At 63.1% G+C, this 20828-nt stretch carries 17 protein-coding genes; 10 read left to right on the top strand and 7 right to left on the bottom strand.

Features of this window, described 5'->3' with window-relative positions; genetic code table 11:
* Positions 1 to 46 precede the first annotated feature (46 nt).
* From HS961_RS20145 to HS961_RS20165, 5 genes are all read left to right on the top strand, one after another.
* On the top strand, positions 47 to 958 hold the full coding sequence (locus HS961_RS20145; protein WP_182325064.1) for a LysR family transcriptional regulator: 912 nt from the start codon (positions 47 to 49) through the stop codon (positions 956 to 958).
* A 188-nt stretch (positions 959 to 1146) separates the two neighbouring features.
* Positions 1147 to 1584 carry a tripartite tricarboxylate transporter TctB family protein gene (locus HS961_RS20150; RefSeq protein ID WP_182325066.1) on the top strand — a complete coding sequence of 146 codons (438 nt, stop codon included), beginning with the start codon at positions 1147 to 1149 and terminating at the stop codon, positions 1582 to 1584.
* A gap of 24 nt (positions 1585 to 1608) precedes the next feature.
* Positions 1609 to 3153, top strand: a complete 1545-nt coding sequence (locus HS961_RS20155) for a tripartite tricarboxylate transporter permease (RefSeq protein WP_182325068.1) — start codon at positions 1609 to 1611, stop codon at positions 3151 to 3153.
* A gap of 91 nt (positions 3154 to 3244) precedes the next feature.
* The gene (locus HS961_RS20160; protein WP_182325070.1) at positions 3245 to 3946 is read left to right on the top strand and encodes a response regulator transcription factor; all 702 of its coding nucleotides are present in this window, start codon (positions 3245 to 3247) and stop codon (positions 3944 to 3946) included.
* Positions 3943 to 5373 (top strand): sensor histidine kinase, encoded by a 1431-nt coding sequence (locus tag HS961_RS20165; protein WP_182325072.1) that lies wholly within the window; start codon positions 3943 to 3945, stop codon positions 5371 to 5373. Before HS961_RS20160 ends, HS961_RS20165 begins: the two co-directional genes overlap by 4 nt.
* Here HS961_RS20165 and HS961_RS20170 read toward each other — a convergent pair.
* The 5 genes from HS961_RS20170 to HS961_RS20190 all read right to left on the bottom strand — a co-directional run bounded on the left by HS961_RS20170 (position 5336) and on the right by HS961_RS20190 (position 11601).
* Positions 5336 to 6247 carry a bestrophin family protein gene (locus HS961_RS20170; protein ID WP_182325074.1) on the bottom strand — a complete coding sequence of 304 codons (912 nt, stop codon included), beginning with the start codon at positions 6245 to 6247 and terminating at the stop codon, positions 5336 to 5338. The genes HS961_RS20165 and HS961_RS20170 overlap by 38 nt on opposite strands.
* Before the next feature lie 32 nt (positions 6248 to 6279).
* The gene (locus HS961_RS20175) at positions 6280 to 7920 is read right to left on the bottom strand and encodes a GMC family oxidoreductase (protein WP_182325076.1); all 1641 of its coding nucleotides are present in this window, start codon (positions 7918 to 7920) and stop codon (positions 6280 to 6282) included.
* Positions 7917 to 8501: a sugar dehydrogenase complex small subunit gene (locus HS961_RS20180; RefSeq protein ID WP_182325078.1), complete on the bottom strand. Its 585-nt coding sequence runs from the start codon at positions 8499 to 8501 to the stop codon at positions 7917 to 7919. The genes HS961_RS20175 and HS961_RS20180 overlap by 4 nt, the downstream gene beginning before the upstream one ends.
* A gap of 5 nt (positions 8502 to 8506) precedes the next feature.
* On the bottom strand, positions 8507 to 9916 hold the full coding sequence (locus tag HS961_RS20185; RefSeq protein WP_238347678.1) for a cytochrome c: 1410 nt from the start codon (positions 9914 to 9916) through the stop codon (positions 8507 to 8509).
* A 380-nt stretch (positions 9917 to 10296) separates the two neighbouring features.
* Complete coding sequence (locus HS961_RS20190) at positions 10297 to 11601, bottom strand: replication-associated recombination protein A (protein ID WP_182325081.1); 1305 nt, start codon at positions 11599 to 11601, stop codon at positions 10297 to 10299.
* 400 nt (positions 11602 to 12001) lie between these two features.
* Between HS961_RS20190 and brnQ the strand changes: the two genes are divergently transcribed.
* Positions 12002 to 13321: a branched-chain amino acid transport system II carrier protein gene (gene brnQ / locus HS961_RS20195; protein WP_182325083.1), complete on the top strand. Its 1320-nt coding sequence runs from the start codon at positions 12002 to 12004 to the stop codon at positions 13319 to 13321.
* Positions 13322 to 13547: 226 nt separating this feature from the next.
* On the top strand, positions 13548 to 15275 hold the full coding sequence (gene mqo, locus HS961_RS20200) for a malate dehydrogenase (quinone) (RefSeq protein ID WP_182325085.1): 1728 nt from the start codon (positions 13548 to 13550) through the stop codon (positions 15273 to 15275).
* A 113-nt stretch (positions 15276 to 15388) separates the two neighbouring features.
* On the opposite strand, the gene lolA is transcribed toward mqo, so the two are convergent.
* Together lolA and HS961_RS20210 are read right to left on the bottom strand one after the other, a co-directional pair.
* Positions 15389 to 16021 (bottom strand): outer membrane lipoprotein chaperone LolA, encoded by a 633-nt coding sequence (gene lolA / locus HS961_RS20205; protein WP_182325087.1) that lies wholly within the window; start codon positions 16019 to 16021, stop codon positions 15389 to 15391.
* A 145-nt stretch (positions 16022 to 16166) separates the two neighbouring features.
* The gene (locus tag HS961_RS20210; protein WP_182325089.1) at positions 16167 to 18575 is read right to left on the bottom strand and encodes a DNA translocase FtsK; all 2409 of its coding nucleotides are present in this window, start codon (positions 18573 to 18575) and stop codon (positions 16167 to 16169) included.
* A gap of 515 nt (positions 18576 to 19090) precedes the next feature.
* On the opposite strand from HS961_RS20210, the gene trxB reads away from it, so the two are divergent.
* From trxB to rpmG, 3 genes are all read left to right on the top strand, one after another.
* Positions 19091 to 20044, top strand: coding sequence for a thioredoxin-disulfide reductase (gene trxB, locus HS961_RS20215; protein WP_182325091.1), 954 nt, complete (start codon positions 19091 to 19093; stop codon positions 20042 to 20044).
* A 264-nt stretch (positions 20045 to 20308) separates the two neighbouring features.
* The gene (gene rpmB, locus HS961_RS20220) at positions 20309 to 20542 is read left to right on the top strand and encodes a 50S ribosomal protein L28 (RefSeq protein WP_182325093.1); all 234 of its coding nucleotides are present in this window, start codon (positions 20309 to 20311) and stop codon (positions 20540 to 20542) included.
* Between the two features lie 11 nt (positions 20543 to 20553).
* The gene (gene rpmG / locus HS961_RS20225) at positions 20554 to 20724 is read left to right on the top strand and encodes a 50S ribosomal protein L33 (protein WP_133858674.1); all 171 of its coding nucleotides are present in this window, start codon (positions 20554 to 20556) and stop codon (positions 20722 to 20724) included.
* Positions 20725 to 20828 lie beyond the last annotated feature (104 nt).

Here is a 20828-nt window from a genome sequence, read left to right on the forward strand (position 1 = left end):
ATAGAGGATTGACAGACTGTCAAAAGAATTTGGACAATCACCGCTTATGGACCACAACGCCCTCACCATGCTGGTCGAGATCATCGACTCCGGCAACCTCAGCCGCGCCGCCGCCAAGCTCAAGATGAGCCGGGCCAATGTCAGCTACCACCTGGGCCAGCTGGAGAAATCGGTAGGTGTGCAGCTGGTGCGCCGCACCACCCGCCGGGTGGAACCCACCGAGGTGGGCATGCGCCTGTATGAGCATGGCCGCAGCATCCGCAACGAGCTGGCCGCCGCCAGCGAAACCATCCGCAGCCTGGGCAAGGGCCTGCAAGGTCGGGTGGGCCTGGCGGTGCCCAGCGGCTATGGCCAGCTGGTGATGAGCGACTGGCTGATCGCCTTCAAGCGCCTCTACCCCGATATCGTGCTGGATGTAATCTTTGAAAACCGGGTGGATAACCTGGTGCGCGACGAGGTAGACATTGCAGTGCGCGTGCTGCCCACGCCGCCCGACAACCTGGTCGCCCGCCATATGGGCGAGATGAACTATGTCGCCTGCGCCAGCATCGACTACGCCGGCCAGAACATGCTGCCCCAGCAGCCCGAGGACCTGCGCCATGTGCCGCTGATCACCAGCGGCGTGGTCGGCAAGCAGCTGCTGGTGCGCGCCTACCAGGGCGATGTGCGCAAGGAGATCCGGCTGGAGCCCAGCCTGATCTCCGAGCATTTTCCGTTTCTGCGCCAGGGCATCATGGCCGGCCTGGGCGTGGGCATCGTGCCGGACTATGTGATCCGCGCCGAAGTCGAGCGCGGCGAGGTCGTCACCACCTTGCGCGACTGGCGGCTAAGCATTTTCGGCAACCACATGTACCTGCTGTGGATGCCCAACCGCCACCAGACCAAGGCGGTGCGCACGATGATCAGCTTCTTGCTGGAGCAGTCGCAGCTAGCTGGCAGCCTGGCGACGCTGGACTGATCGGTCTCTTCCCTTTTTATCCCCGCGCTCAGCGCCATCGCCAAGTCGCCCGCAGCACGCCTGCGCGCGCGACCGCCGTCGTCACTCAGGTTCCCGTCAGGTAAGTGCCTTTAAGGTGGCGGCGCCTGCGTGCGTGCCCATCCTGGCCCCAATGCGCGCTGGCATGGAACCACACAGGACTGAACCGAATGAAAATGACAAGAGACATCCATGACATCGTCGGCGGCCTGCTGATGTCAGCAGCAGGCCTTTTCTTTGCGCTCTACGGGCGCGAATACAACTTTGGCAGTGCAGACCGCATGGGGCCGGGCTACTTCCCCGTCGTGCTGGGTTGGCTGCTGTTTGGCCTGGGCCTGCTGCTGGCGATACCCGCCTGGTGGCGCCAGGGCAGCCCCATCGTGCTGCAGTGGGGCAACCTGTTCTGGTCCGTGGCCAGCCTGCTCGCCTTTGCGCTGCTGCTCTACCCGCTGGGCGTGGCACTGGCCGCGCTGGCCGCCAGCCTGGTCGCGCTGATCGCCACCAAGATGGCGCTGCGCACGCGCATTCTGGTCAGCTTGGCAGTGGCCGCGCTCACCACCGTCATCTTTCCCATTGGTCTGCGCATGACCTTGCCCATCTGGCCCTGAGCCCGGCACTGACAAAGGATCTCTATGGATTTGCTTGGAAACCTCTGGATGGGCCTCAATGTGGTGGCCGATCCCTCAACGCTCTGGTACTGCTTCCTGGGCGTATTTTTGGGCACCGTCGTCGGCGTGCTGCCAGGCATTGGTGCGCTGGCCGCCATCTCGCTGCTGCTGCCTTTTACCTACCATATGTCGCCAACGGCGGCCATCATCATGCTGGCCGGCGTCTACTACGGCGCGCAGTACGGCGGCTCCACCGCGTCTATCTTGCTGAACCTGCCCGGCTCACCGTCGTCTGCGGTGACCTGTCTGGACGGCTACCCGATGGCGCGCAAAGGCAAGGCCGGGGTGGCGCTGTTCGTCACCACGATTGCCTCGCTGGTCGGCGCCATGTCGGGCCTGATCCTGCTGGTGCTGTTCTCGCCGGCGATCTCCAAGGTCGGTCTGCAGTTTGGCCCCACCGAGTTTTTCTCGATGATGCTGCTGGGTCTCGTCGCCGCCTCGTCGATGAGCGCCGGCTCGGCCACCAAGGGCCTGTGCATGGTGGTGTTCGGCCTGCTGCTGGGCATGATCGGTACCGATGTGAACTCAGGCGTCGCACGCTACTCCTTTGACATCCCCGAGCTGATGGACGGCATCAACCTGGTGGCGTTGGCCATGGGCCTGTTTGGCGTGGCCGAGGTGATGCGCTGCATCAACCTGGCCGATGCCAACCAAAAGCCCGATAAGGTCACCCTGCGCTCGATGGTGCCGGAGCGCGAAGAGTTCCGCGCCACCATCAAGCCGATGCTGCGTGGCTCGGCGCTGGGTTCTTTCCTCGGCGCGCTGCCGGGTGTGGGCCCGTCGATTGCGTCCTTCATGTCGTATGCGATTGAAAAGCGTGTGGCCAAGGACCCGAGCCGCTTTGGCCATGGCGCCATCGAAGGCATCACCGCGCCCGAATCGGCCAACAATGCGGCTGCGCAAACCGCCTTTGTGCCTTCGCTGTCCATCGGCATCCCCGGCGACGCGGTGATGGCCGTGATGCTGGGCGCGCTGATCATCCACGGTATCCAGCCCGGCCCGATGTTGATGACCGAGCAGCCCGAGCTGTTCTGGGGGCTGATCGTCAGCTTTGCGATTGGCAATATCTTTCTGGTGATCCTGAACCTGCCCACCATCGGGCTGTGGGTCGCACTGCTGCGCATTCCGTTCGCCTGGATGTACCCGGCGATCCTGGTGTTTGTCGCGCTTGGCGTCTACAGCGTCAACAACAACCTGTTCGACATTTACATGGTCGCTGTGCTGGGCATCATCGGCTATGTGCTGATGGTCCTGCGCTTTGAGGCGGCACCGCTGCTGCTGGGCTATATCCTCGGGCCAATGCTGGAGGAAAACCTGCGCCGCGCCATGCTGCTGTCGCGGGGCGATGCCTCGGTGTTCTTCAACCGCCCGATCAGCGCCTCCCTGCTGGCACTGACCGGCGCGATCTTGCTCTGGGCCATCTGGTCGGGCGTGCGCAAATCGCGCAAGGAAGCCCGGGCTTTTGCCGTAGCGCAAGAGAACGCGGCACCCGCTACCGCAGCGTCTTAACCCTGTTGCACTCCAGTGCGCCTGTTCTCGCCACCCGGCCTGAACAGGCTTTTTTCTGGCTGCGCCACTTTGCTTTTGCTAGTCTTGGGCCATGCGAATTCTTGTGATTGAAGACGATGCCGTGCTGCGCGATGTGGTGGTCAGCAGCCTGCGCGATGCGGGCCACCATGTGGACCAGGCGGCCGACCTGGGTGCGGCGGAGCACTGGTGGCGGGTACAGCGCTTTGATGCCATCTTGCTCGACCTGAACCTGCCAAGCAGCGCCATACGGGGCAGTGCGATGGGCAGCGGCCTGGCGCTGCTGCAGCAGGCCCGGCGCCGGGGCGACAACACGCCCGTGCTGGTGCTGACCGCCCGCAACCAGACGCCGGACCGCATTGCGGGCCTCGATAGCGGCGCCGACGACTACCTGGGCAAGCCCTTTGAGCTGGCCGAGGTCGAAGCCCGGCTGCGCGCGCTGGTGCGCCGTGCGATTGGCACGCAGGACATATCGACCGTGGGCCAGCTCAGCCTGGAGCGCAACAACCGGCGCTTTCGCGTCGGCGCGCAGCCGCTAGACCTGCCCGCGCGCGAGTTTGAAGTGCTCTGGGAGCTGATGAGCCCGCCCGGCCGCGCAGTGAGCAAGCGCAGCCTGTCGGACAAGCTCTCGGACTTTGACGAAGCGCTGGGCGACAACGCGCTCGAAGCCTTTATCTCGCGGCTGCGCAAAAAGCTGCAGCACAGCGGCGCGGCCATCCGCACCCTGCGCGGCATTGGCTACCTGATCGAGGCCGACAGCGGCGATGCCGCATGACGGCATCCGCACCCGCAACCGGCGCCCTGCCCTCGTTGCGCCAACGTGTGCTGCGCCATGTGCGCGGGCCGCTGGTGTGGACCTGGCTGCTGGGCACCGTGTTCATGATGGGCCTGGCCAACCACTTCACCCAAAGTGCCTTTGACCGCGCGCTGCTCGACGATGCCTACGCGATTGCCTCGCACCTGCGTGCCGATGACGAGGGCCAGGTGGCCTTGCAGCTGACCGACAGCGAGCTCAAGGCGGCCCTGTTTGATCAGGCCGAGTATGTGTACTACGCCGTGTACCGCGCCGATGGCAGCCAGCTGGCCGGCGAGCCGCTGCCGCTGCTGCCCTGGGACGAGAGCGAGCCGGTGAGCTACCGCGAAACCCTGTACAACGGCCAGCTGGTGCGGGCCGTGGCGCTGCGCAGCGCGGTGGGCGAGCAGCAGTTCAGTGTGGTGATGATGCACACCACGCGGGTGCGCGACAGCCTGTTCCAGCACCTGTTTTTGTATGCCGCGATCCCGCAGCTGACTCTGCTGGCCTTGCTACTGTGGTGGCTGCGCCACCGCATTGGCCAGGACATGGCGCCGCTGGCAGCACTGCAGACCTCGCTGTCGCAGCGCGATGCCCAGGACCTGGCGCCCATTCCCCCCAGCGCGCCGGCCACCACACGCGAGATCGAGCAACTGCGCCACACCACCAATGCGCTGCTGGCCCGCATTTCCGACAACGTCGAGGCCCAGCGCGAGTTTGCCGGCAATGTGGCCCATGAGGTGCGCACGCCGCTGGCCGGCATCAAGGCGCTGGCCGACTATGGCCTGGGCCATGCCGACCCTGCCGTGCAGCAGCAGCAACTGCAGCGCATCTCCGACAGCGTGGCGCGCGCCAGCCACCTGGTCGATCAGCTATTGCTGCTGGCGCTGAGCGACGAGGCCAGCGCCGTGCAGCTGCTGCCCGTGGCCCCCGCCGACCTGGTGCAGCAGGCCGTGCTGCGCCACTGGGATGCCGCCAGCCGCGCCAAGATCGACCTGGGTGCCGAGGGCCTGGATACCGCCGAGGCCGAGCAGCTGCGCATTGCGGCCGATGCCAACCTGCTCGCGGCCATGCTCGACAACCTGGTGCTGAATGCGCTGCGCTATGGCGGCCAATCGGTCACCGTGGCCTTGCAGTCCGCAGCAGACGGCAGCCGCATTGAGCTGGCCGTTATCGACGACGGCCCGGGCATGAGCGAGGAGCAATGCCAGGCGGCCATGCTGCGCTGGCAGCAAGGGGCCAGCGGCCAGTCGCTGGGCCAGGGCGCGGGGCTGGGCCTGGCGATTGTCGGCAAGCTGGCGCATCTGCAGCAGGCGGGCTTTTACCTGGCTCCCCGGGCGGGCGGCTCAGGGCTGCGCGCCAGCCTGGTGTTCAACGCAGTACATAATCCCGCACCTCGGGCGCCTTAGCGCGCGGCGCCTCACCCAGCATCTCCAGCACCGAGGCCTCGATGCCATAGACCATCGCGTCGAGCGCCAGGTCATTGGCCTCAATGCCAAAGGGGTGCTCCAGCTCGGCGCCCAACGCCTCCAGCGCGAAGAAGGTGTAGGCGACAAAGCAGACGATCACCGGCGTCATCGTGCCGATGGAATCGAGCAGGCCAAAGGGCAGCAGAAAGCAGTAAATGTAGATGCTGCGGTGCAGGATCACCGAATAGGTGAACGGAATGGGCGTGCTGGCAATGCGCTCGCAGCCGCCCAGCGCACTGCCCAGCCGCGCCAGCGCTTGTTCAAACACGGGCACCACCGCTGGTGCAATCGCGCCTTGCTGGCTCTGCACGCCCAGCCAGCGCTGCAGCTGCAGCAGCGCCATGGCGGCGGGAAAGCGCGCCTCGCTGATTTGCTGCACCTCATCAGCCGGCAGAAACAGCGCCAGATCGGCGCGCATATCGCTGCAGCGCAGCTGGTGCTTGAGCGCATAGGCAAAAGCGCAGAGGCGCAGGCCCAGCGCCTGCGCTGGCAGCGGGTGTTGGCTCAGGGTCAGGGCCTGCCCGGTCAGTTGCCTGCTCTCCACCAGCAACACGCCCCAGAGCGTGCGCGCCTCCCAAAAGCGCGCATACGAGGTGCTGTTTCTAAAGCCCAAGAAAATTGCCAGGGTCAGGCCGATCAGAGAGAACGGCACAAAGTTCAGCGGCACCTTCCAGCTCAGGATGGAGCCATGCAACAGCGTGGCCACCACCGCCAGGATGGTGATGATGACCAGCTGCGGCGTGATCGCCGGCAGGATGGAGCCGCGCCACACAAACAGCATGCGCAGCCAATGCAACGGAGGGCGGACGATCATGGTGCTTGCGCTTTTGCGGCCGGTTGCTGCGCTTAAATTTCCTTGATCAGCTGGTGCGCAATGCGCACGCTCAAAGCCGCACCGGTCAAGGTCGGATTCATGCACGATGCCGATGGCATCACACTGGTACCGGCGATGAACAGGTTCGGGTGGTCATGGGTGCGGCAGTCACGGTCCACCACCGAGTTCTTGGGGTCGTCGCCCATGATGGTGGTGCCCATGATGTGCTGGCGGTCCTGGTGGTTGGTGTCCATTTTCAGGATGTCGGCATTGAGCAGGCCCGCCATGCGCTTGAGATCAGGCACGGCAAAGTCGCGGCCGGCGTTCCAGTAGTCATTGACGCTGTAGTAGATCTCAGGCACAGGGATGCCGATCGCATCCGTCTTGGTCTTGCTGGGGACCACGCGGTTTTGCGGCAGCGCTTCGGTCTCGAAGTCCACCGCCACATTCAGCGAGCGGGCCGACTGGCGGCGGATCTCTTCGTCCAGTTTGCTGCCCAGCACGCCCTTGGCGATCAGGCTGGAGGCAATCTGCGAGGTGGTCACCGTGTTGCGGAACTTGGTCTTGTAGCTCGGGATGTCCTTGCGGAAGGCGCCATCGCGGTAGTTCAGGTAGACCAGCAGCTCGGTGGGGCCCTGGCCCGGCCACACATCCTCGTTCATCATGATGTTCATGCTGATGCCGGTGTGGCCCATCAGGTTGCGGCCCACCTGGTCGGAGGAGTTGGCAATGCCGTTCGGGTATTTTTCCGAGGTCGACATCAAGAGCAGCTTGGGGCTTTCAATGCCATAGGCGGCCAGCACAAAGTGGCGCGCGGTCAGGCGGTGTGATGTGCCATCGGGCTTTTTGTAGTGCACGGCGGTGATCTTGCCGTCGTCACCTGCCTCGATCTTGTAGACCACGGCGTTGTCGAGCAGCTTGGCGCCCGCGCGCTCGGCCTCGTCGATGTGCATGGAGCCATCGTACTTGGCGCCAATCGGGCAGACCGGGTTGCAGTTGTTGTTGCCGGCGCAGACCGGGCGGTTGCCATAGGGGCGGCTCGCGCGGCCATGGGGCTCCAGCACCGGGTTGTAGCCACCGGGCTTGAGCAGCTCATCCATGCGCTGCATGAAGTAAGGCACATTGAAGCCCTTCATCGGGAAAGGCTTGGAGCGCGGCGGATGCGCCTCGCCGCCATGGCCGCTCTCGTCCTGGCCGTCGTAGCCAGTCACGCCCAGCTCGGCCTCGGCCTCGCAGTAGTAGGGTTCGAGCTCGTCATAGCCAATCGGCCAGTCGCGGCCCCGGCCGTAGAGCGACTGCAGCTTGAAGTCATTGGGGATCATGCGCCACAGCGCCGAGCCAAAGTGCCAGGTGGTGCCACCCACCACACGCAGGTACTTGGTGGGGTATTTCACCGGGCCGGTCTGCTGCAGGTAGTCGCCATAGGTCGACGGGATGTGCGGCGGGTTGGGGAACGGCGATCCCGCGCCCTGCAGCTTCATATTGGCCAGCGAGAGCTTGATGGGCGCATTGCGGAAGTTCTCCACAATGTCGGCGCGGCGCACGCGCGGGCCGGCTTCCAGAATGATGACGGACTTGCCGGCCTGGGCCAGCTTGGCACCGATGATGCCGCCCATGACACCCGAGCCGATCACAATCAGGTCGGCGTCGTATTGCGTTTGCTTGCTGCTCATGCTTGTGGGCTCTTCTTGTTGGGGCTGGCAGGTACGGCGGGCTTGGTGCCCCAGGAATCAGGGCCGCTGCCGTAGGTGGGAATATCGAGGATGCCGGCCGTGGGGCGGTACATCAGCGCGTTGGCGTAGCTGATCAGCACGGCATCGGCGTCTTCACCGACGACGCCCAGGTACCAGGCCGAGACGATCTGCGCTGCCGTGGCGCGCAGCGCCGGGTCCAGATCGGGCACAGCCAGCAGGTCATCGACATGGCTGAACTTTTGGCTGGCCACATGCTGGTGCAGTGCCTGCGCGGCGGCGGCAAACGCGGTGTCGCTCTTGGTCAGTGCCGCTAGGTAGCGCGTGGCCAGCCCTTGCGACAGCGGGCTGCCGCCAGTGACAAACTCTGACAGGCGCAGAAAATCATCGGCCGCGACGCTGGCGGCAAAGGCATTGCTGGTGCCCAGCACGGCAAAGCCGCTGGCGGCCAGCGCCACGCCGGTGGCAGCGGCACCAGCCAGGAGGCTGCGGCGGGAGATCAGCGCGGGCGCCAGGGGCTTGGCGCAGAGCACCGCAGACTTGGGGAAGGAAGACGAGTTCATGCGGATCAGACTCCAGACGAGCCAGCGGCCTTGCGGCGCTGACGGATCACGATGAAGGCAATCACCAACACCAGCAGCACCACGGCAGCCGGCAGGATGAGGCGGGGCAACTGGGCGATCAGTGGCGGCTTGCCACCGGCGCGCAGCGCAGCCACATCAGCGACCTGCACCTTGACGGCCGGGTTGCCGTACTGCGTGAGCACATAGTTGCTGACATCGGCGATCTCCTGATCGCTGAGCCGGTCGGTGAAGGACGCGGCATCGCCAAACGCCGGCATGAAATGGGCGCGCCCCTGCACGGTGCGGTCCACGCCGTGCAGGATGGTGGCGACCAGGTTGTCCGCACGGTCGGCACCGGTCACGCTGTTGTGGAACAGCGAGGGGTATTCGCCATTGGCCGTACCGGTGGCATTGGCCTGGTGGCAATGGGCGCAGCTGCCGCTGAACACCTTCCAGCCGGCATCGGCGCCGTCGATCAGGCCGCGCTGCGTGTCTTCCGACTGCAGGCTGGCCTTGCCATAGCTGTAGCGCGGCTGGGTCTCGCCGCCCGCCACCGCCTTGGTTTGCTTGAGGTAGGAGGCAATGGCCTGGATATCGCTGTCGGGCAGATGCTGCAGGCTGTGCTCAATGGCTTCGGCCATCGGGCCGGCGGCCTGGGCCTTGCCGGGCACGCGGCCGGTCTTGAGGTACTGCACCAGCTCGGCCTCCGTCCAGCCGCCGATGCCGTTGATGGCATCCGAGGTGATGTTGGGGGCATACCAGGCGCCGAGCGAGCCACCACCCAGGTAGCGGCTGCTGTCCTCGGCCATCAAGGTATTGCGCGGTGTATGGCAGGTGCTGCAGTGGGCCAGCGCATCGACCAGGTAGGCGCCGTGGTTCCACTCCGGCGGCTTGCTGGCATCGGGCTTGAAGCGCTGGTCCTTCAGGTAGAGCGCATTCCACACCGCCATCGACAGGCGGATGTTGAACGGGAAAGGCAGGGCCGTTTGCGGCGCGGCCTGGTCCACCGGTTTGACTCCATGCATGAAGTAGGCGTAGAGCGCCTCGGTGTCTTCATCGGTAATCTGGGCATAGGCCGTGTAGGGCATGGCCGGGTACAAATGGGCCCCGTCCTTGCGCACGCCCTGGCGCAGCGCGCGGCTGAAATCTTCCAGGCTGTAGCTGCCAATGCCCGCCGAGCTGGACGGGGTGATATTGGTGGCATAAATGCTGCCCAGCGGTGAGGCAATTGGGTAGCCTCCCGCAAAGCTGGCCCCGCCCTTGGGCGCCGTGTGGCAGGCTGCGCAGTCGGCGGCTACCGCCAGCTTGCGGCCTTTTTCCACCAGCAGCGCATCGCTAGATGCGGTGGCCGCTGCAGGGGCCGACGCCGCTGCGGGCTGCACGGGCGCTGCCGTCTGGGCCTGAACGGCGTGCATTCCCGCCCACATAGAAAACACCAAGCCGAAGGCACTCCTGGACCAGGAGACGCCCGACTTTGACTTGCAAAATCGCATCGTGAGAGACCTTTGTTGTCGTATGACTCCCGCGCATGCCTGCCATGCACACCAGAGTCTTTTATCGCATCTGAGACAAATTTTCAACAACTTGTACGACCTCTGCCGACGCCCCCGGGTGTACCCCGGTGTTTTACTCACACTTCATCCAGCGCAATATGCGCTTCGCCAAGATGTGGTACCGGTTTCATGCGCAACTAATAAAACGCATGACGGGCGGGCGCAATGGCTTGGTAGCGGCGCCCTCTTCCGCCGCTACGCCCACTAACAAAGCCTTTGAATCCGCAGCAAAAACTGGGCCTTCAGTCCTGTCCGGCCTCGTCATCCCAGCGCTTGAGCTGCGCCAGCTTCTCGCCAATCTTGACCTCCAGCCCACGGGGCACCGGCTGGTACCAGCCGGGCGCATCTATCCCTTCTGGGAGATAGGTTTCCCCCGCCGCGTAGGCATTGGGTTCGTCATGCGCGTAGCGGTACTCATGCCCATAGCCCAGCTCCTTCATCAGCTTGGTGGGGGCATTGCGCAAATGCACAGGCACTTCGCGGCTCTTGTCCTGCTTCACAAAGGCCTTGGCCTGGTTGTAGGCGTTGTAGCCGGCATTGCTCTTGGCAGCGATGGCCAGGTAAATGACGGCCTGGCCCAGAGCCAACTCGCCCTCGGGGCTGCCCAGGCGCTCATAGGTCAAGGCGGCATCGTTGGCGATCTGCATCGCGCGCGGGTCGGCCAGGCCAATGTCTTCCCAGGCCATGCGCACAATGCGCCGGGACAGGTAGCGCGCATCGGCGCCGCCATCGAGCATGCGGGTGAGCCAGTAGAGCGCGGCATCCGGGTGCGAGCCGCGCACCGACTTGTGCAAGGCGGAAATCTGGTCGTAGAAGTTGTCGCCACCCTTGTCAAAACGGCGGCTGTTCAAGGTCAGCGCGTTTTGCAAAAAGTCTGCCGTGATCGTCGTCAGGCCTGAGGCCTGGGCCGCCGTGCTGGTCTGCTCCAGGAGGTTCAAAAACCGCCGGGCATCACCATCGGCATAGCCAATGATGGTATCGGTGGCCAGGTCGTCAAACTCCAAATGGCCCAGGGCGATGTCCTGGGCGCGCTTCAGGAGCAGCCGCAGTTCCTCATCCGTCAGCGACTTGAGCACATAGACCTGGGCGCGCGACAGCAAGGCCGAATTCACCTCGAACGAGGGGTTCTCCGTCGTTGCGCCAATGAAGGTGACCAGGCCGCTTTCGGCATAGGGCAGCAAGGCATCTTGCTGGGATTTGTTGAAGCGATGGATTTCATCAACAAACAGGATCGTGTGCTTGCCCCTGGCCAGGTTCTGCTGGGCCTGCTCCATCGCGGCGCGGATGTCCTTGACGCCGGAGAACACAGCGGACAGCGCAATGAACTCGCACTTGAAAGCCGTGGCGGTCAGCCGTGCCAAGGTCGTCTTGCCGACACCGGGCGGGCCCCAGAAGATCATCGAATGCGGTTTGCCGGACTGGAAAGCCAGGCGCAAGGGCTTGCCTTCTCCCAGCAGATGGGACTGGCCGACCACCTCGTCCAGCGTCTTGGGGCGCAGGGCCTCGGCCAGCGGCGCGGCGGGCTCCTGGCTGAATAAATCAGCCATGCAGGGCTCCTGCCAGGCGGCGCACGGGAGAGGCAGCGCCAACGGGCCGCGCCTCTGGGCGGGGCAGGTGCTTACTACTTTTATGCAACACACCGCCCGTGATTCCGGGGGTGAATATGCCTTTGATGATCTGGGTCACGATTTTTCGCAGAAAATAAGGGTTTATACGGATTCAACTCGTATCAGATGCCAGCGGCCCTTTTTGCCCAGGGCCAGCCCGCTTGACATGCCCCTGGCATGGCCGCCGTGCATGCAGCGCTTTGCGCCATGCTGGCAGGCTCAGCGCCTGGTAGCAGCGCCCCTTTGTGGGGCCATCCTTGTCTGATGCCGTCTCCGCGACTCCATTCGCTGGCTGCAGCCTCCTTAAGTGGGCGCTAACCAGCAAGAACCAAGAGCCATTATGAAATCACTGAAAACCAGGGACATTATCGCCCTCGGCTTCATGACCTTTGCCCTGTTCCTGGGGGCCGGAAACATCATTTTCCCGCCGCTGGTCGGCCTGTCTGCGGGTGAGAACCTGCTGGGCGCCACGACCGGATTTTTGCTGACGGGTGTAGGCCTGCCGCTGCTGGGCGTGGTCGCGCTGGCCCGCGTGGGCGGTGGTCTGGACCAGTTGACCCACCCGATTGGCCGCATTGCCGGCCTGGTGCTGGCCACCACGATCTATTTGACGATCGGCCCCTTCTTTGCCACGCCTCGCACCGCCACCGTCTCGTTCGAGATGGGCATTGCGCCTTTTGTCGGCAATACCTCGTTTGCGCTGCTGGTGTTCAGCATTGTCTATTTCTCGCTGGTGCTGCTGCTGTCGCTGTTCCCCGGCAAGCTGATGGACCTGCTGGGCAAGATCATCACCCCTTTGCTGATTGCCGCGTTGCTGGCGCTGGGCGGCATGGCTGTATTGGCCCCCGTGGGTGGCTACAGCGCAGCCAGCCCTGACTACAGCACCCAGGTCGCCGCTTTTGCCCAAGGTTTTGTGCAGGGCTACCAGACGATGGACGCCCTCGCCTCGCTGGTGTTTGGCATTGTCATCGTCAATGCGATCAAGGATGCGGGCATCAGCGATGCGCGCCTGCAGACCCGCTATGCCATCTATGCCGGGCTGATTGCCGCCCTGTGCCTGAGCCTGGTCTACATCTCGCTGTGCTACCTGGGCGCCACCAGTGGCGAGCTGGCGCAGAACACCGTCACCGGCGTGCAGATCCTCACCGCCTTTGTACAGCACCGCTTTGGCAGCGCTGGCATCTGGCTGATTGCCGCGGTGATTCTGCTGGCCTGCCTGACCACCGGCGTCGGCCTGGTCAGCGCCTGCAGCAGCTTCTTCAGCCAGCTGACCGGTTTCTCGTACCGCAGCGTGGCGCTGTCGCTCTGCATCTTCAGCGCGGCCGTGGCCAACCAGGGCCTGGCGCAGCTGATCGAGATTGCCGGCCCTGTGCTCGTCGCCCTCTACCCGCCTGCCATTGCGCTGGTCGCCCTCAGCCTGCTGCAGCGCTGGCAGCAACCGCCACGGGTCTACATCCCCGTGATGCTGGTGGCGCTGGTGTTTGGCCTGGTCGATGGCGCCAAGGCGCTGCAATGGACCAGCGCGCTGCCTGGCTGGCTGGACCACCTGCCCGGCGCCACGCTGGGCCTGGGCTGGGTGACCCCGGTGGCCGCCGTGGTGGTATGCGCCGGTATAGCCGATTGGTTGCTGGCCCGCCGCCAGATACCGGTGCGCTCCTGATCAGCGATTAACCACTTCCTGCTTAATGGATATTGAAAGCCACCGTTAATATTGGCCTCGGATATTCATTGGCACCCTTATTTAGAACCGCCTAAGCCAAGCAGCTCAATACCGTCAGAACAGGCAACCCAAGAATCGGAGAGACATTGAGCCTGCTTAAACCATGGTTATTCATGGTCTTTTACGACAACACTGTCAAAATCCAAAAATTTGTGGAGTTTCAGCAATGACGAATCCAACAGAAAATCCCCAAGCGGCTACCGCTGCCAAAGCACCTAAAAAGGGCTTTACCCGCCGCAAGTTCGTGGCATCCGCAGCTGCGGTCGGCGCGGGCGTGGTCGGGTACCAGTATTTCTTCGGCAGCCAGTACCGCGCTGAAAAAGCGGACCGCAATGTCGATGTGCTGCTGATTGGCGGCGGCATCATGAGTGCTACGCTGGGTGTTTATCTGCAAGAGCTGGAACCCGGTTGGACCTATGAATTATTCGAGCGCCTCGACCAGGTCGCCGAAGAAAGCTCCAACGGCTGGAATAATGCTGGCACCGGCCACTCGGCCCTGTGCGAGCTGAATTACACGCCGATGGATAAAAATGGCAATGTGCAGATTTCCTCTGCCATTAACATTAATGAAAACTTCCAGGTGTCGCGCCAATTCTGGTCGCACCAGGTGCGCACGGGCGTATTGGGCAATCCCCGCGAGTTCATCAACTCCACGCCGCACATGAACCTGGTGTTTGGCGAAGAAAACCGCTCCTTCATCCAAAAGCGCCTGAAGGCGCTGGAAGCCTCGCCGCTGTTCACCGGCATGGAGTCGTCGATTGATCCGGCCCAGATCAAGGAATGGATCCCGCTGATGATGGAAGGCCGCGACCCGGCCGAAGTGGTGACCGCAACCCGCTCGCCGTTGGGCACTGACGTGAACCTGGGCGAGATCACCCGCCAGTTCTACAAGAACCTGTCGTCCAAATCGAACTTCAAGCTGGGCACCGGCCAGGAAGTGCGTTCCATCACGCGCAATAGCGATGGATCCTGGCGCGTGTCGGCCTTCGACATGAAGGACAGCAGCAAGATCCAGACGGTGGATGCGCGCTTTATCTTCATCGGCGCCGGCGGTGCGGCCCTGCCGCTGCTGCAGTTGTCGGGCATTCCTGAGTCCAAGGTCTATGGCGGCTTCCCCGTCGGCGGCGAGTTCCTGGTCACCGAGGACCCCAAGATCGCTGAACGCCATCTGGCCAAGGTCTACGGCCTGGCCGATACCGGCTCGCCTCCGATGTCCGTGCCCCACCTGGACACCCGCGTGCTGGACGGCAAGCGCGTGCTGCTGTTCGGACCGTTCGCCACCTGGTCGAGCAAGTTCCTGAAGAACGGCTCCTACTTTGACCTGGCCAAGGCCACCAGCTTTGCGAATGTGATTCCACAGCTGCAAGTGGGCGTCAATGAGTTCTCGCTGGTCAAGTACCTGGCCCAGCAGCTGAGCCTGAGCAAGGAGCAGAAGATGGATGCGTTGCGCCATTACATGCCCGAGGCCAAGGATGCCGACTGGCGCCTGTGGGAAGCGGGCCAGCGCGTGCAGATCATCAAGAACGACCCGGAAAAGGGCGGCATCCTCAAACTCGGCACCGAAGTGGTCGTTGCCCAGGACCGTTCGCTGACCGCGCTGTTGGGTGCATCGCCAGGCGGCTCGACCTCGCCAGCCATCATGCTGACCTTGCTGGAAAAAGCCTTCCCCGAGAAGGTGAAGAGCGCCGAATGGCAAGCCAAGATCCGCAAGATCGTGCCGAGCTACGGCGTCAAGCTCAACGAGAACCCTGCGCTGCTGCAGCAAGAGTGGCAGGCCACAGAGCAAGCGCTGAACCTGGCCATTGCCTCGCCCAGCCTGCAAGGCGTGGAAGCGGGCGTGCAGCCCAATGAAAATATGAAGGACCTGAAGAAGGTGCCGGACATGGCGCTGTAATCAACAGCAGCGGCCGCATCAACAGCGGCCGCAAAGCAAAAAAGGTGTTCACCGCGATGGTGAGCACCTTTTTTTCTGCCCGAGTGGCTTGTGCAGCCGCTGCCAAAGGCCGCTTACTGGCGAATCACTTCCGCGCCCGAGGGAATCGCAAACTCAAAGGCCGAGCCCGGCAGCGACGGCAGGGGTTTGAAGCCGACAAAGCTGAGCACCGAGCGCTGGCCAAAGCCGTCTTCGATCTCCAGGGTCTGCAGTTCATCGGCCTTGAAGCCGACCTTGACCTGCTTGATCTGGCCATCCTTGTTCTTGGGCGTGGCCTGCAGCCATTGCTGGCCGTCGGCGTCTGGCAGGTTGCTCAGGTCAAACTCGGCCTTCAAGGCCTGCAGGCTCGAAGCGGATGCCAGCAAGGCCGCAGGGGTCTGGCCCAGGGCCTTGCTTTGTTGGCGCTGGGTGACCTGGTTCAGGTCGGCGTCATAGACGGTGAGGACCGAGCCATCGGCGACGATGGTCTGGTCAAACGGCTTTTGGTAGATGAACTTGAACTTGCCCGGCCGCTGGAACGCAAAGCTGCCGCTGGAGGTTTTGACCCGCGCGGACTGGCCCTGTTTGGGCGGCGATGTCACCGTCTGCGTGAACTGCGCTTCGCCCGCCTGCGAGTTGGTCATGAACTTTTCGAGGCTTTGCAGGCCATCGGCCTGTGTCCAACCGGCCAGGCTGACCAGTGCGGCTGCAGCAATCCATTGTTTCATCGTGAATCCTTTCGTGCTTTGCGAACAAAGCCAATGCATCGGCCCATGTCAGGGCCACAAGGGGTTTGGAGTGCAGCAGCGGGCCACAAGTGCCCGCCAGGTGCCGCCAGGGCGCTGGCTTTGCGAATGTTTACCGGCAATGGCGCTATTCTTCACCGCCAGGGCGGTGGGCCACCAGCACTTCGCGCTGGCCGCTGCCGGTCAAGGCGCTCACCAGGCCGGCGCGCTCCATCTCTTCGAGCAGGTTGGCCGAGCGGTTGTAGCCGATGCGCAGCTTGCGCTGCACGTAAGAGATGCTGGCCTTGCGGTCCTTGAGGACGATCTCGACCGCCTGGTCGTACATCGGATCTTTCTCGCCGCTGCCGCCACCCTCTTCATCGCCAAAGCCGGAATCGCCCTCGCCCGTGCCACCTTCGAGTATGCCGTCGATGTAGTCGGGCTCGCCCTGCTCCTTGAGGTAGCTGACCACGCGGTGCACTTCCTCGTCGGACACAAAGGCGCCATGCACCCGCACCGGGAAACCGGTGCCGCTGGCCATGTAGAGCATGTCGCCCATGCCCAGCAGCGCCTCGGCTCCCATCTGGTCCAGAATGGTGCGGCTGTCGATCTTGGAACCTACCGAGAACGCGATACGCGACGGAATATTGGCCTTGATCAGGCCGGTGATCACATCGACGCTGGGGCGCTGGGTGGCCAGGATCAGGTGGATGCCGGCGGCACGCGCCTTTTGCGCCAGGCGCGCAATCAGCTCTTCAATCTTTTTGCCGACGACCATCATCAAATCGGCCAGCTCATCGATCACCACCACGATATGCGGCAGGCGCTGCAAGGGCTCGGGGGTCTCGGGGGTCAGGCTGAAGGGGTTGCCAATGCTTTCCTCGCGCGCGTTGGCATCGTCGATCTTGGTGTTGTAGCCCGCCAGGTTGCGCACACCCAGCTTGCTCATCAGCTTGTAGCGGCGCTCCATCTCGGCCACGCACCAGTTCAGCCCATTGGCGGCCTGCTTCATGTCCGTCACCACGGGGCACAGCAGGTGCGGAATGCCTTCGTAGACCGACATTTCCAGCATCTTGGGGTCGATCATCATCAGCCGCACATCCTTGGCCTCTGCCTTGTAGAGCACGGACAGGATCATCGCGTTGATACCCACGGACTTACCGGAGCCGGTGGTACCGGCGACCAGCACATGCGGCATCTTGGCCAGGTCGGCCACCACCGGCTTGCCGATGATGTCCTTGCCCAGGCCCATGGTCAGCAGGCTCTTGGCGTCATGGTACTCATGCGAGCCCAGGATTTCGGTCAGGCGGATGGTCTGGCGCTTGGCATTGGGCAGCTCCAACGCCATGAAGGTCTTGCCGGGAATGGTTTCCACCACGCGGATGGACACCAGCGACAGCGAACGTGCCAGGTCCTTGGCCAGGTTGACGATCTGCGAGCCCTTGACGCCGGTGGCCGGCTCGATTTCGTAGCGGGTGATCACCGGGCCGGGCGCGGCCTCGACCACGCGGACTTCGACGCCAAAGTCCTTGAGCTTTTTCTCGATCAGGCGGCTGGTCATCTCCAGGGTTTCGTAGGAGACGCTCTCCTGCGACTTGGGAGCTGCATCGAGCAAATCGACCTGGGGCAAACGGGTATCGCGCAGCTCGTTGAACAGCGGCTTCTGGCGCTCCTTGACCACGCGGGCGCTGGGTTGCACCTGGGGCTTGAGCGGTTGGGCAATATGCAGGCCGGAATCCACCGGGGCACCGCGCGCTGCGGCTGGCAGCATGCTGTCCATGCCATCGCCGGTGGGATCCATGCGCGACGCCATCGGCGCTGGCGCCGCACTGCTCACTTCGGCCTCACGCGCCTGCGCCGCCTTTTTGCCCACGGCCTTGTCGGCGGCGGCTTCGCGGCGCAGCATCAGCTTTTGCAGAAAACGCTCGATGCCGGAGCCGAGCTTTTCGGCAATCTGGCCCCAGGAGAAACCCAGAATCCAGGACAGGCCCAGCAGCAGCAGCATGACGCCGACAATGCCGGAACCGGTAAAGCCCATCCAGCGCTCAGCCAACGGGCCCAGCAAAAAGCCCAGTACGCCACCAGCAGCGCCGGGCAGGATGGGTTCAAAACGGTAGAGGCGCGACCACTCCAGCGCCGCACTGGCCAGCAGCAACACCACCAGGCCGCCCCAAAACACCATGCGGCGCAGCCACAGCGGGCGCGGATCGTTGGGCGGCGCTTCGCCCGCGCGCAACCAGCGCGCCAGCGACGAGAACCAGGCCAGCACGGCCGCAACCACCAGCCACCAGACGGAAAAGCCGACCATGAAATAGCCGCCGTCCGAGACCATGGCCCCCAGGCGCCCCATCCAATTGCTGACATGGCCGGCGATCTGCGAGCCCGAGGTGGACCAGGCGGGGTCCTTGGGCGAATAGCTCAGCATGGCGGCGACGCAAAACGCCATCAGCACAAAACTGACGATGAGCACCAGCTCGTGCCCAAAACGGCGAACCCCCATGACCAGCGAGGTGCCAGCATGGGGCGGAGCCTTTGATTTCTTTGATGAGTAAGCCATAACCTAGGAGCCAGAGCTTACCCTAAGCGGATTGCAAATTCGATAGCAGACCAGCAGCGCGGGACTGGCTAATGCAGCCCAGCCACCAGGGCGCCGAGGCGAAGTGCAGTCACTCCGCTGGTAGGCAGCTAACAGCCCGCCCACCAGCCGCCCCCTGCATGGCACATGAATATTCAATAAAAACATAGGTCTTATGCCTGAAAATCGTCCGCTATCCCACACTATCCAGCCCTGCAGCACGTCAATACGCAACATTTTGTAATCAACCTATCATCCTACAAGCCGCCCCCTTGCGCGCCAGCGCTGCAACGATTGTTGTCATTGGCGGCTCCGCGTGGCGATGGGGTCCTGCTCGGCCGGCGATGGCTTGTGACAATCAAGGATATTGGCACAAGTCATCCCCAACGGGGCCGGAGTGTTTGATACTCTTTGATGTTTTGCCGAGCGCTGTGCGCCGGCCGCCTTACTGATTTGCGGGTGCCCGGCACCCGCCCCCTGAATGCGATAGGAGTTCTATGTCTGCCGTCAACCAACATGCCAAAGTACTGATTTTGGGCTCAGGCCCTGCGGGCTACACGGCCGCCATCTATGCGGCGCGCGCCAACCTCGATCCCGTGCTGATCACCGGCATGGCCCAGGGCGGCCAACTGACGACCACCACCGAAGTGGACAACTGGCCCGCTGATGTGATGGGCGTGCAAGGCCCGGCGTTGATGCAGCGCTTTTTGGAGCATGCCGAACGCTTCAAGACCCAGATCATCTTTGACCACATCGACAAGGTCGATTTCAGCAAGCGCCCCTTCACCCTGAGCGGCGGCAGCGGCACCTACACCTGCGACAGCCTGATCATCGCCACCGGCGCATCGGCCAAGTACCTGGGTCTGCCCACTGAAGAAGCCTTTATGGGCCGAGGCGTGTCGGCCTGCGCCACCTGTGACGGCTTTTTCTACCGCGAGCAGCCCGTCTGCGTGATCGGCGGCGGCAATACTGCCGTCGAAGAGGCGCTCTACCTGTCCAATATCGCCAGCAAGGTGACCCTGGTGCACCGCCGCGACAAGTTCAAGGCCGAGCCCATCCTGGTGGACAAGCTGATGGAGAAGGTCAAGGAAGGCAAGATCGAGCTCAAGACCCACTTCACCCTCGATGAAGTGCTGGGCGACCAGTCGGGCGTCAACGGCATCCGCATCAAGAGCACGCAAGACGGCCACACCGAAGACATCGCGCTGCAAGGCTGCTTTATCGCCATTGGCCACCACCCCAATACCGACATCTTCCAAGGCCAGCTGGAGATGGAAAACGGCTACCTGGTGACCCAGATGGGCCGTGGCGGCTTTGCCACACAAACCAGCGTTTCTGGCATCTTTGCCGCGGGCGATGTGCAAGACCATGTCTACCGCCAAGCCATTACCAGCGCGGGCACGGGCTGCATGGCCGCGCTGGATGCCCAGCGTTTCCTCGAACAGGAATAAGCCGACAAGCGATGGGGATAGCCCGAATTTTGCTTTCGGGCTATAATCCTTGGCTTTGCTGCTTGCCGCCTTTTGCTATTTCGCAATCCCCGGCGCGTGAACAGGAAACTACGGCAGGTTGGCCAGCGGTCTTGCACCACTGAACAGGTCCTGCTGTGAACATGGGCTACCGCCACCCTTTGATTGGCGAGGTGAGGCTGCAAGCCGCGCTGCTTTTTACGAAGCAGACAGGGCAAGCAGCTGTAAAACTTTCGGAGTGTCCTGATGGCACGCGTTTGCGAAGTAACGGGCAAGAAGCCCATGTCGGGAAACAATGTTTCCCACGCCAACAACAAAACCAAGCGCCGGTTCCTGCCGAACCTGCAATACCGCCGTTTCTGGGTGGAGACTGAAAACCGCTGGGTTCGCCTGCGTGTTTCCAGCGCCGCTCTGCGTCTGATCGACAAGAACGGTATTGATTCTGTGCTCGCAGACCTGCGCGCACGTGGCCAAGCTTAAGGAGTATCACCATGGCATCCAAAGGCGGACGCGAAAAAATCAAGCTGGAATCGACAGCCGGCACCGGTCACTTCTACACGACCACCAAGAACAAAAAGACAATGCCTGAAAAGATGTTGATCTCCAAGTTCGATCCCAAGGCTCGCAAGCATGTGGATTACAAGGAAGTGAAGCTGAAGTAATCAGCCTGTAGCAGCCCTGCAAAGGTCTGCTACACACGCCCACCACAAAGGACACCTCGGTGTCCTTTGTGTTTTTCTGCGTCTGGTTTTTTGCAATGCGCTCC

The organism is Comamonas piscis, assembly GCF_014109725.1.
GTDB classification, from domain to species: domain Bacteria; phylum Pseudomonadota; class Gammaproteobacteria; order Burkholderiales; family Burkholderiaceae_C; genus Comamonas; species Comamonas piscis.